The sequence below is a fragment of the Klebsiella grimontii genome (genome assembly GCF_900200035.1).
GTDB lineage: Bacteria > Pseudomonadota > Gammaproteobacteria > Enterobacterales > Enterobacteriaceae > Klebsiella > Klebsiella grimontii.
In genome coordinates this window covers 83,689-96,038 of sequence record NZ_FZTC01000020.1, presented here as the reverse complement: position 1 = coordinate 96,038, position 12,350 = coordinate 83,689, and the positions used below count along the sequence as shown (strand labels likewise).

At 58.1% G+C, this 12,350-nt stretch carries 9 protein-coding genes; 8 read left to right on the top strand and 1 reads right to left on the bottom strand.

The window, feature by feature from the left end:
* Positions 1–316 precede the first annotated feature (316 nt).
* The 7 genes from KOSB73_RS19145 to KOSB73_RS19115 all read left to right on the top strand — a co-directional run bounded on the left by KOSB73_RS19145 (position 317) and on the right by KOSB73_RS19115 (position 10,273).
* Complete coding sequence (locus KOSB73_RS19145) at positions 317–1,675, top strand: glycoside-pentoside-hexuronide (GPH):cation symporter (protein WP_004138536.1); 1,359 nt, start codon at positions 317–319, stop codon at positions 1,673–1,675.
* 102 nt (positions 1,676–1,777) lie between these two features.
* Positions 1,778–3,169, top strand: coding sequence for a carbohydrate porin (locus tag KOSB73_RS19140; RefSeq protein ID WP_049086339.1), 1,392 nt, complete (start codon positions 1,778–1,780; stop codon positions 3,167–3,169).
* A gap of 83 nt (positions 3,170–3,252) precedes the next feature.
* Positions 3,253–6,033, top strand: a complete 2,781-nt coding sequence (locus tag KOSB73_RS19135) for a beta-glucosidase (protein WP_098065695.1) — start codon at positions 3,253–3,255, stop codon at positions 6,031–6,033.
* A gap of 294 nt (positions 6,034–6,327) precedes the next feature.
* Positions 6,328–7,767, top strand: a complete 1,440-nt coding sequence (locus tag KOSB73_RS19130) for a circularly permuted type 2 ATP-grasp protein (RefSeq protein WP_024357837.1) — start codon at positions 6,328–6,330, stop codon at positions 7,765–7,767.
* Positions 7,761–8,690, top strand: a complete 930-nt coding sequence (locus KOSB73_RS19125; RefSeq protein ID WP_004121935.1) for an alpha-E domain-containing protein — start codon at positions 7,761–7,763, stop codon at positions 8,688–8,690. The genes KOSB73_RS19130 and KOSB73_RS19125 overlap by 7 nt, the downstream gene beginning before the upstream one ends.
* Positions 8,687–9,502: a transglutaminase family protein gene (locus tag KOSB73_RS19120; protein ID WP_004121934.1), complete on the top strand. Its 816-nt coding sequence runs from the start codon at positions 8,687–8,689 to the stop codon at positions 9,500–9,502. Before KOSB73_RS19125 ends, KOSB73_RS19120 begins: the two co-directional genes overlap by 4 nt.
* 18 nt (positions 9,503–9,520) lie before the next feature.
* Positions 9,521–10,273: a proteasome-type protease gene (locus KOSB73_RS19115; RefSeq protein ID WP_004121932.1), complete on the top strand. Its 753-nt coding sequence runs from the start codon at positions 9,521–9,523 to the stop codon at positions 10,271–10,273.
* Here the strand turns inward: KOSB73_RS19115 and KOSB73_RS19110 are convergent.
* Positions 10,258–11,025 (bottom strand): AraC family transcriptional regulator, encoded by a 768-nt coding sequence (locus KOSB73_RS19110; protein ID WP_049090159.1) that lies wholly within the window; start codon positions 11,023–11,025, stop codon positions 10,258–10,260. The two genes, KOSB73_RS19115 and KOSB73_RS19110, sit on opposite strands and share 16 nt — an antisense overlap.
* 94 nt (positions 11,026–11,119) lie before the next feature.
* Between KOSB73_RS19110 and KOSB73_RS19105 the strand changes: the two genes are divergently transcribed.
* Positions 11,120–12,259, top strand: coding sequence for a multidrug effflux MFS transporter (locus tag KOSB73_RS19105; RefSeq protein ID WP_049090158.1), 1,140 nt, complete (start codon positions 11,120–11,122; stop codon positions 12,257–12,259).
* Positions 12,260–12,350: the final 91 nt, after the last annotated feature.

Here is a 12,350-nt window from a genome sequence, read left to right as displayed (position 1 = left end):
TATATTTTTAGTGTGAATGTTTTCGTATAAATTAAAAACGCCGTACGAGCCTCAGGTAAGAAAATTGAAAACTAGCTGCTATTTATATATGCGGGTGCTGTTTTCGCTTATCGCGTATTAAAAAATACGCAAAGGATTAAAAGCTGTGATCTGTCATGCAAAAAGTCTCGGATTAATACGGCTGAAAGCTGACAGGATCACATAAATTAAAAAACATAAATAATTAATAAAAAAACATAATGGCGCCAGCATAGCGGATAAGTAAAAAATGCAGACATTACCGAAACCGGTTTCATTTTGCATAAAGGAGTGGTGTATGTCCGCTGGCGACAAAATTTCAGTCAGAGAAAAAGTAGGCTATAGCCTCGGGGACGCGGCAAGTCACATCGTGTTTGACTCGTCCGTGGCAATCCTCGCTTACTTTTATACCGATATTTATGGCCTGCCGCCCGCCGTGATGGGGACGATGTTTTTGCTGGTTCGTCTGCTGGATGCGATTACCGATCCGATCATGGGGGCGATTGCTGATGCCACCTCTACCCGCTGGGGACGCTTCCGTCCGTGGCTGCTGGCGATCTGCGTGCCCTTTGCGGTGAGCTGCGTGCTGGTGTATTCCATTCCGTCCTTTTCCGACTCGGGGAAAATTGTCTACGCCGTTGCGGCTTATATATTCATGACGTTGATGTATACGGCGATTAATATTCCTTATTGCTCGCTGGGGGCGGCCCTGACCTCCGATCCGCGCGAGAGCCTCTCCCTGCAATCCTGGCGTTTTGCCATCACTCCGATTGGCGGCGCGCTCGGTACCGCGTTTATTTTGCCGCTGGCTGATTTTCTCTATCCTGGCGACCGCGCTACCGGTATTCAGGTCTCCATGGCGTTATTCGGCGTGATTGGCTGCCTGATGTTTGTTATCTGTTTTGCCACCACCAAAGAACGCGTGCAGCCGATCAAAGAAGAGAACCTGAATATCGCTCGCGATGTGAAAATTCTTTTTCGTAACGATCAGTGGCGTATTCTTTCCGTTTACAACTTTATGATGCTGGTTGCCGTGGTTATTCGCGGCGGTGCGGTGGTGTATTACGTGAATAACGTGCTGAATAAAGGCTCGGACGTTATTACGATATTCATGCTCGGCGGCATGTTTGCCTCAATGCTGGGGTCGGTGCTGGCCAAACCATTCGGCACCCGTTTCTGTAAGGTCAGATTTTCGTTCTGGATTAATCTGCTCACCGCTGCGCTGGGCGTCGTATGCTTTATGCTGCCGGTGCAATACTGGATTGCGGTACTCGGCGTGCATATTCTGATTTCCATCATTCAGGGCGGCAACGGCGCGCTGCAGTGGTCGATGATTACCGACGTCAATAACTATGGCGAATGGAAAACCCAGCGGCGTATAACCGGTATGAACGTCGCGGCAAATATCTTTGTCATTAAGCTGGGCGTGGCGGTCGGCGGGGCGATTCTTGGCTGGGTGCTGGCCTATTACCATTACGCCGCTAACACCGCGGTGCAGCCGGCTTCAGCCGTCCAGGGCGTGGTGCTGCTGTTCACGTTAGTTCCTTCCATTTTTTATGTTCTTACCGCTATCTCTATTAAATTTTATGGCTTAACAGAAAATAGAATGAACGGCATCGTCGATGACTTGAACCACGGAACCTTCGCCGAATCCTGATAATTCAACGCTGTATTAAAAGGGCTATGCAGGTTATTTCCCTGAATAGCCCCGGTGAAAACCTGGATGAAACAAATAATAATGTAATTAGGGACGTTAATAATGAAAGTGAAATATATAGCTCTGGTTATTAGTGGCGTATTCTCCTCTGGTCTTTTGGCCGCGACAAATAATCAATCTGCGGATATTGAAAAACGGTTAGCCCAGCTGGAACAGCGTTTAATGAACGCTGAGCAACGGGCGGCCGATGCGGAAGCGAAGATCCAGACGTTAACCCGGCAGCAGGCCGTCGCGGCGAAAAGCGCGCCAACGGTGAAGGTGCAGTCCGCGGAGCCTGTCGCACCGGGTGCTGAGCCGACGAAACTGACGCTCTCCGGCTACGGCGATATCAAGTTTTATGGCGATGTCGAATTCAACATGGACGGCGCCAGCAGCAGCGGCAGCCTGACCTCGGTAAAAACCACGGCGAATAAAGACTGGGCGCCGGGCAATAACGAACGCTGGGATATTAACGGCCGACTGCTGTTAGGTTTTGACGGCATGCGCAAAATGGATAACGGCAATTTCGCCGGTTTTTCCGTCCAGCCGCTGGCGGACCTGAACGGCAAAATGAACCTTGATGATGCGGTGTTCTTCTTTGGTCAGGAAAAAGACTGGAAGGTGAAGGTTGGGCGCTTTGAGGCTTACGATATGTTCCCGCTGAACCAGGATACGTTCGTGGAATACTCCGGCAACACCGCCAACGATCTTTACAGCGACGGCTACGGCTATATCTACATGATGAAGGAAGGGCGCGGCCGTAGCAGCAGCGGCGGCAACTTCCTGGTCAGCAAAACCTTTGATAACTGGTATTTCGAACTCAATACCCTGCTGGAAGACGGCAGCACGCTGTTCCAGGATAAGCAGTATCACGGGACTGACCTGGAAAATGAGAAAAATGTGGCCTATTTGCGCCCGGTCGTCGCGTGGAACAGCGGGCGCTTCTCCACTGCCATCGCGATGGAAAGCAACGTGGTCAATAACGCCTATGGCTATCACGATGCGAAAGGGCACTGGGTCGATCAGTCCAGCCGTACCGGCTATGGCTATACGATGACGTGGAACGGGCAAAAAACCGATCCGCTGGATGGCGTGGTGACCAATCTTAACCTCGCCTGGATGGACGCCGAGGATGAAACCGACTTCACCGCGGGGGTGAACTCCCTGTGGCGCGGCTTCGAGCTTGGCTATATTTACGCGCATAACAAGATCGACCGCTTTAACACTGCTAATTTTGTCGCTAACTGCGACGATAGCTGCTGGATTGCCGATCCGGGCAAATACGATATCCACACGATTCATGCGTCTTACCTGTTCCCGAACGTCATGAATATGAAGAACTTCAATATCTATCTTGGCGCCTACGCCTCGTGGATTGAATCCAACCCGACCAGCGGCGACGGCCAGGAAGACTCCCGCTATGGCGGTCGTCTACGCTTCAAATATTTCTTCTGATCAATGCAGAGCCCGCATCGTGCGGGCTCTGTTCATTATGTGATTAAGCCTCCCGCGGAGGCATGAGTTAACAGGACAACGCCATGTTTGACAGTAAAGCGGGGACCCCGCTGGAAGGGTTTGCCGAATTTGCCGCCGCCGCTGCCGCCGAAGGCGCGGTGCTGCTGAGAAACGATCGCCAAATGCTGCCGCTCGATCCCGGGCAGCCGGTTTCGTTGTTTGGCCGTACGCAGATTGACTACTATTGCAGCGGCACCGGGTCAGGCGGGGCGGTTAACGTGGTGAGCCGGACAACCTTGCTGCAGGCGATGCGCGCGCGAAACGGGGAGAGGCTGAATGAGCAACTGGCCGGGCTCTATGAACGCTGGATTGCGCAGCATCCCTTTGACAACGGCGGAGGAGCCTGGGCCGCCGAGCCCTGGCATCAGCACGAGATGCCGCTTAGCGACCAGCAGATTCGCCAGGCGCGCGCCGTCTCCAGCCTGGCGGTGATTGTGCTTGGCCGTACCGCGGGGGAGGACCAGGACAACGGCGATGTAGAAGGCGGCTATCGGCTAACCGCCGACGAGATAACTCTGCTGCGCCAGGTCTGCCGCGAGTTTGATGACGTGGCGGTGGTGCTGAATACCGCCGGGCTTATCGATCTCTCATGGGCTGACGATCCTCTGCTGCGTAAACGCGTTCGTGCGCTGCTGTACGTCTGGCACGGGGGCGCCGACGGCGCCCGGGCGGCTGCGTCGCTGCTGTACGGCGATGTAACGCCCTCCGGTAAGCTGGTAGGCAGCATCGTCGCCTCTCTGGATGACCATCCGGCATCGCCCTGCTGGGGAGCACAAGCGCAAAACCTTTATCAGGAAGATATTTACGTCGGCTATCGCTACTTCGAAACCTTTTGTCCCCAGCGCCTGCAGTTTCCTTTCGGGTTTGGTCTCTCATACACCCGCTTCACCCTGTCATCGGCGCGGGCGCAGGCCTTCGGCGATCGGATCAAGGCGACCGTTACCGTGACTAACCGCGGCGACCGCTTTGCCGGCAAAGAAGTGGTGCAAATCTACCTCCAGGCACCGCAGGGATCGCTCGGCAAACCGGCCCGGGCGCTGATGGCCTTCGCTAAAACCCACCTGCTGCGGCCGGGTGAAAGCGAAACCTTAACGCTATCGATCCCGCTGGAGCGTTTTGCGTCTTTGGACGATAGCGGGGCGACAGGTCACCCGCATTGCTACGTGATGGAACCCGGTCTTTACCGCGTGCTGATCGGCAACAGCGTACGCGATCTGCAGCCGTTACCGGTTGACGGAGAGGCGGGGTATTCGCAGAAGACGCTGCGGGTCCTGTCCCGTCACCAGCAGGTACTGGCCCCGACGGTGCCTTTTGTCCGTATTAAACCGGTTGCCGACGGCGACGATGGCCGCTATCAGATCGAATGGGAAGACGTGCCGCGCCGGGAGATTAATCTGCGCTCGAGGATTGAGGCGCGCCTGCCGGAGACGATTACCCTCACCGGCAACCAGGGGCTTACTCTCAGCGACGTTGCTGAAGGGCGCGCCACGATGAACGCCTTTATTGCCCAGTTGTCGGTGGAGGAGCTGGCCTGCCTGGCGCGCGGAGAAGGCATGTGCAGCCATAAAGTCACCCCCGGCGTCGCGTCGGCCTTTGGCGGAGTGGCCGATAGCCTGCTGGAAAAAGGGATCCCGCTGGCATCCACCGCCGATGGGCCTTCCGGCATCCGTATGGATAACGGCGCGAAGGCCACACTGCTCCCCAGCGGGACGCTGCTGGCCTCCAGTTGGGATCCGATCCTCGTTGAGCGCTTATACGTGATGGAGGGAAAAGAGCTGCTGCGCAACGGTATTGACCTGCTGCTGGGGCCGGGGATGAACATCCAGCGCCATCCGCTCAACGGGCGTAATTTCGAATACTTTTCCGAAGACCCGCTGCTTACCGGAATGATGGCGGCGGCGGTGGTTCGCGGCATTCGCAGCGGCGGCGGGATAGCGACCCTCAAGCACTTCGCCTGTAATAATCAGGAATTCGCCAGAGCCAGGGCGGACTCGGTGGTGTCGGAGCGCGCGCTGCGCGAAATCTATCTGAAAGGTTTCGAATACGCGGTGAAAACCGGCGGCGCCAGCGCGGTGATGACCGCCTATAACCCGCTCAACGGCTACCATGCCGCATCCAACTACGATCTCACCACCACCGTACTGCGCGAGGAGTGGGGCTTTCGCGGGATCGTCATGACCGACTGGTGGGCTACGATGAACGACCCCATCGATGGCGGCGCGGCGAGCACCCACAACACCGCGGCGATGATCCGCGCGCAGAACGATCTCTATATGGTGGTCAACAATAACGGCGCGGAGATTAACGCGGCCGGGGATAATACCCTTGCGGCGCTGGCGAAAGGTGAACTGACGCTCGGCGAACTGCAGCGTAGCGCGGCAAACATCCTCCATTTTATGCTGCAGACCCAGGTGTTTAAGCGCGGGGAGAAACCGCGGGCGGATATCGTCCGTCTGGCGGCGGAACCGGGCTGCGCCGCGGACTGCGAGGGAGCGATAAAAATCGCCGAGCAATCGCGTCTGCGCTGCGACGAGGAGCTGGTGCTGAGCGTTGAGCAGGCCGCGCGCTACGATGTTCTGGTCAATGTACACGCCAACGGCGCGCCGCTGGCGCAAACCGCCTGCAATCTGCTGCTCAATGACCAGTTCGTGGCGACCATCCAGACCAACGGCACTCTTGGCCGGGAGAGCGTGCAGAAGCTGTGCCGGATCGAGCTGCAGCCGGGGAAATATCGGGTGGGCTTTGATTTTATCAAACCGGGTCTGGTGGTGGACTGGCTGGAGCTAAGGCACGTTAACGACTGACCGCTGCTGATGTTTGGCCAGAGGAGCGCCTTTTACCGAATGGCCCGACGGGTTGGGTACCCTCGGCGATGTGGGACGGGCGCAGGCGGCAAAGCGGAAACGGACGCCCCATATTGGTGCATTTCGGGCGTCCAACAAACCATAAATAAGCAAAGCGTCTGGTTGTTTTTTATTCAATTGGGCGCGGCGGCGCGATAACGTTACCCCCAGCAGCCGCGCTGCGCTACCTGGCATAATTAATGCTTATCTCTTACCGGGATTACCTCAAAGTGAGTACAACCGGAGGAGACGGCCATGATAAAAATAACGCTTCCTGACGGGCATTATTATGATGAGATGCTTACCGCACAGGGAGAGCAGCGTCAGCACTATAACGCCTGGTGGCAATGGTTTCGCAGTACCGATCAATTCTCTATCCGGCAGAAAAAAGCGCAGGCGGAGCTGCTCTTTCACCGTATCGGCATCACCTTTAACGTTTACGGTGAGGATGAGGGCACCGAACGACTGATCCCATTTGACAGCGTGCCGCGCATTATTCCCGCCGGCGAGTGGCAGCGGATTGACCGCGGCATCCGCCAGCGGGTGAAAGCGCTCAACGCTTTCCTTTACGATATTTACCACGATCAAAACATCCTCCGCGCCGGGCTGATCCCGGCCGAGCAGGTGCTGGCGAACGAACAGTATCAGCCCTGTATGCAGGGGATAAATTTACCCAATAACACCTATGCCCATATCACCGGGGTCGATATGGTGCGCAACAGCGACGGCCAGTATTACGTGCTGGAGGATAATCTGCGCACGCCTTCCGGCGTCTCTTATATGCTGGAAAACCGCAAAATGATGATGCGGCTGTATCCTGAAATGTTCGAACAGCACCACATTGCGCCGGTCGAACGCTACCCCAGCTATCTGCTGCAAACGCTGCGTGAAAGCTCGCTGGTGGACGATCCGTGCGTGGTGGTGATGACGCCCGGACGGTTTAACAGCGCCTATTTTGAACACAGCTTTTTGGCCCAGCAGATGGGCGTTGAGCTGGTGGAAAGCGCGGATCTGTTTATTAAAACCGGGGCGGTGTACATGCGTACCACCGAGGGGCCGCGGCGGGTGGACGTCATTTACCGGCGTATCGACGACGCGTATCTTGACCCGCTGGCCTTCCACGCCGACTCGATGCTGGGCGTTCCGGGGCTGCTGTCGGTGTATCGCGCCGGGGGCGTGGTGCTGGCGAACGCCATCGGCACCGGCGTCGCCGACGATAAATCGATCTACCCCTTCGTGCCGGAGATGATCCGCTTCTATCTGGGCGAGCAGCCGATCCTGAGTAATATCCCCACCTGGCAGTGCCGTAAAGCGGAGGATCTCAGCTACGTGCTGAGCAATCTTGAACTGATGGTGGTGAAGGAGGTTCACGGCGCGGGCGGCTACGGCATGCTGGTCGGTCCGCGCTCGACTAAAGAGGAGCGCGAAGCGTTCCGCCAGCGCCTGCTGGCGAATCCGGCCAACTATATCGCCCAGGACACCCTGGCGCTGTCGACCTGCCCAACCTTTATTGACGAGGGGCTAGCGCCGCGCCATATCGATTTACGTCCCTTCGTGCTCTCCGGCCAGGAGATCCGCCTGGTTCCCGGCGGCCTGACCCGGGTGGCGCTAACCGAAGGCTCGCTGGTGGTGAACTCGTCGCAGGGCGGCGGCACCAAGGATACCTGGGTGATGGAGGATGATGAATCATGTTAAGCCGCACAGCGAGTGAACTCTTCTGGATGGCGCGCTACCTTGAGCGCGCGGAAAGCTATGCCCGGGTGCTGGACGTAACCTGGAAGCTGTCGATGATCCCCCGCCATAGCCAGCAGTCGCGGGATCTAGCCTTGCCGCTCAATCTGTCGCTGACCCATGAGCTGTTTCAGGCGCGCCACGCGCGTTTCACCATGAGCAATCTGCTCAATTTTTTCGCCCTCGACGGCAACAACCCGTACAGCATTTTCAGCTGCGTCGAGATGGCGTGGAACAACGCCCACGCGGTGCGCGGCAGCCTGTCGGCGGAGGTGTGGGAAAGCATCAACGCCACGCGCATTGAGCTGCGAAAACTGCGCCAGCAGGGGATCGGCGAGCTGGGCAATGACGCTTTTTTTGAATGGGTCAAAGAGCGGGTGCATCTGTTTCGCGGGGCAATTCTCGGCACGCTGTTGCGCAATGACGCCCTGAGCTTTATCGGCATCGGGACGCTGATCGAACGGGCGTCCGCCACCGCGCAGCTGCTGTTGATTAAGGATCAGCAGTTGACCAGCGATCCCGACCCGGTACGCGAGTACTATCGGCTGGATACGCTGCTCAACGCGGTCAGCGCCCGCGAGGCCTATAACAGCATCTACCGCCAGCCGGTAAGCCGCGAGACGGTAATGGAACTGCTGATCCTGCGCGACGATGTACCGAGATCGCTAAGAGCGAGCATCTCCGACCTCGTCGGGCAGCTGGAGCAGATTGCCAACGATCGCTCGCACCTGCCGCTGCGCCTGGCGCACCAGCTGAACGTCGACCTGCGTTTCAGCACCCGCGACGATCTGGCGCAGGCCGATTTACAGATCACCCTTAATGCACTGCTGGCGCGGATTAACGCGCTTTCTGACAGCATCAGACAAACCTATCTGGAGGCGTTATGAAACTGGTTATCGATCACCTGACCCGCTACGGCTACGATGAAGAAGTGAAGTTTTCGACCCAGTATCTGCGCCTGACGCCGCGCAGCACCGGTCGCCAGAAGATCACCGCCTGGTCATTGACCTTGCCGGACGGTTCCGCCGTCGCCACCACCGACGCGTGGGGCAACGTGCTGCACGTGCTGACGCTGGATAATCCGCATAAAGAGATAACCATTCGCGCCAGCGGGATCGTCGATATTGCGGAAGAGGGGGACGATATCGGCGCGGAGCCGCAGGAGCTGCTGTCGCCGCTGGTTTTCTTGCGCTGTACGCCGCTTACGCGCGCTGACGGCCCGATCCGCGAATTCGCCCAGCGCTGGTATCAGCCCGAGGCGCAGGAAGAGAGCCTGAACCAGTTAATGGGCGAACTACTGCTGAGAATGCCCTATTCGCCGGGCGCCACGCAGGTGCAGGATTCCGCCGCCGATGCCTTTGCGCGCGCGAAGGGCGTTTGCCAGGATCACACCCACGTGTTTCTCGCCTGCTGCCGGGCGCTGGAGATCCCGGCGCGCTACGTCAGCGGCTACGTCTACAGCGATAATGCCGAGCACGTCGCCATGCACGCGTGGGCCGAAGTGTGGCTCAACGAGCGCTGGCAGTCGTTTGATATCACCAATAACACGCGCAGCCTCAATCAACATTTGCGGCTGGCGACCGGGCTGGACTATCTTGATGCGTGCCCGGTTCGCGGCACCCGCCTCGGCGGCGGGGGAGAAATCATGTTAACTAACGCTGAAGTGCGCGAACATTCGCAGCAGGCGCAGCAGCAATAACGGCAGGAACGAAAAACGATGACCTACTGTGTGGCCATGTGTTTGTCAGATGGACTGGTATTTGCCTCAGACTCCCGCACCAACGCGGGAGTAGACCATATTGCAACGTTTAAAAAACTGCACGTTTTCCATCAGGATGGCGAACGGGTCATGGTGCTGCAGTCGGCGGGCAACCTGGCCACCACGCAAAGCGTGATTAGCCTGCTCAGCGGCCGCATTCGTACCCAGCAGGAGCCCAATCTGATGCAGGTGACCTCGTTATACGACGCGGCGATGCTGATCGGTAAAACCTTGCAGGAGGTGATTCAGCGCGACAGCAGCAATCAGCAGAACTGCGGCAATACCAACTTCAACTGCAACCTGCTGCTCGGCGGGCAGATCGCCGGGGAAACGCACCGGCTGTTTCATATCTACCCGGAAGGCAACTTTATCGAAGCCACGCGCGACACGCCCTATTTCCAGATTGGCGAGAGCAAATACGGCAAGCCGATCATCGACCGGGTGTTGACCATCGATACTCCGCTGGAGCAGGCGATGTGCTGCGCGCTGATCTCGATCGACTCCACCCTGCGCAGTAATCTTTCGGTGGGGCTGCCGCTGGACACGCTGCTGTACCGCAGCGGGAGCCTGAGCAGCGCCGAACAGCATCGGATCACCGAAAGCGATCCCTATTTCAATACCATTCGCAAAGCGTGGTCCGAGGGGCTGCAAAGCACCTTTCTCAAGCTGCCGCCGTTTACGCCGGGCGGCCAGAATCAGGCGGAAAAATAACGCCCCGGGGTCATGCCGGTCATGGTGCGGAAAAAGTAGATAAAAGCGCTATCGCTGGCGAAGTCGAGCGCCTGTGCCGTATCGGTGATGCGCTCCCCGGTTGCCAGCATCTCGACCGCTTTCATTAATCGCCACTGTTGTCGCCACTGCTGGTAGGTCATCCCGGTATCGCGGCGGAACAGGCGGCTGATGGTTTTTTCGCTGGCGCCGCAGCGGGCAGCGAGCGCCCCAAGCGCCGGCGGCAGCGCGTCGCCGCAAACCATCGCCAGCCGTTTATCCTGCGGCAGCGCGAGCATCATCGGCTCCCGGGCCGCGAGGCGAATTTCCGCCTGGCACAGGGTGGCAAGATGCCGCGCCGGTTCGGCTTCCCAGTCGGTATCCCAGGGGCTGGCGCTGATGCGTTCTAATAGCTCGCGCAGCAGCGGCACCACGTTGAGTATCGCCGACTGCGTTGGCAACTGAGGGTAACGCTGCGGCTGAAACCAGACGGAACGATAGTCGACAATGTTTTTCATCTCCGCGCGATGGCGGACTTCGGCGGGGATCCAGGCCGCGCGCCCCGGCGGAAGCAGGCACAGCAGGGCGCCATCGTTAAGAGTCAAACGGACGCATCCCTGACGGGTAAACAGAATCTGCGCCATCTTATGCTGGTGGCTACCGGAATCGTGATCCCCTAACGCCGACTGCACGCCAATCAGGTGAGTTTTTAAGGTATCCGGATCGAATGCCGCATCAGCGTCAAGCCAGGCCATAATGTCTGATTTCCGATATTTAAAGTCATTATGTTTATAATGTTCGAAAAACGGCCTGCCTACAATAGCGCCTCTTGTTTATCAGGAGGTGGATATGTTGGGACGTGCCGCGCGGGTGCTGGTGACCGCGCTACTGATGTTTCCGCAAATAGCGGAAACGATTTATAGCCCGGCGCTGACCGATATCAGCGCCCAATTTTCCGTGAGCGCGCCGCAGGCGGCGCAAACCCTCTCCGTCTACTTTATCGGTTTTGCCGTCGGCGTACTGCTGTGGGGCGGATTCAGCGATCGCTACGGTCGGCGTCCGGCTCTGCTGGCCGGACTGGGCGTTTATGCGATGGGATGTCTGATGGCGCTGTGGGCCGCGGATTTTTCGCTGCTGTTGGCGGCGCGGATAGTGACGGCTATTGGCGCGGCAACCGGCTCCGTAGTGACGCAGACGGTCCTGCGGGACTGCTATAGCGGGCGGCAGCTGGCGGGGATTTTTTCGTTTATCGGCCTGGCGCTGGCGGTGAGTCCGGCCGTCGGGGTCTATATCGGCGGCGGACTGACCGCCATCTGGGGGATGCGCGGCGTCTTCAGCGCGCTGGCGCTTCTGGCCGCCTCGCTCCTGCTGGGCTGCCTGCGGCTGATGCCGGAAACGCGTCCGCAAAATCGCGCTGGGGAGCCGTTTCTTTGCGTGCTGCGGCGGATGGCGGGGGATAAATATATTGCGCTGGCGGCAATACTGGTGGCGGCATTTAACGTCAGCCTGTTCAGCTACTACAGCCTGGCCCCCTTTCTGTTCGCCCGATTCGATCTTGATACCCTGACCTTTGGCTACAGCGGCATGGCGCTTGCCGCCGGTTCGCTGCTCGGCGCGCTGCTTAACCGCGTGCTGCTGCGTCAGCATGTCCCGCTGGGGCGGATACTCGCCATCGCCTGCATTCTGCACTTCGTCGGCGGCGTCGCGGTGTACGTGCTGCGGGAATCGATCTGGTTTGTGGCGCCGGTGGCGCTGGTCACCCTTGCCTGGGCCATGGCGATCCCGCTGGTGCTGGGGTCGGCGCTGAGCGCCTACGGCGACTGTCGGGGCACCGCCGGCGCCTTTTTCGGCCTGTTTTATTATGTGCTGATTGGCGCCGGTCTGCTGGCGGCCGGGTGGGGGCAATCGCTGGGAGCGTCGCTGCTGGTTTGCGCAGGCGTGAGCATTTTTGCCGGGTGGCGCTATATCACCGTGTTCGACAGAGGGTAAGGTCATTTTCTGGCAAAGCTAAGTGATTTAACTTCTTTGTTATTTAACGCGTTATCTCACATCTTCGGGGGACAAAAGATAACGCGAAAAG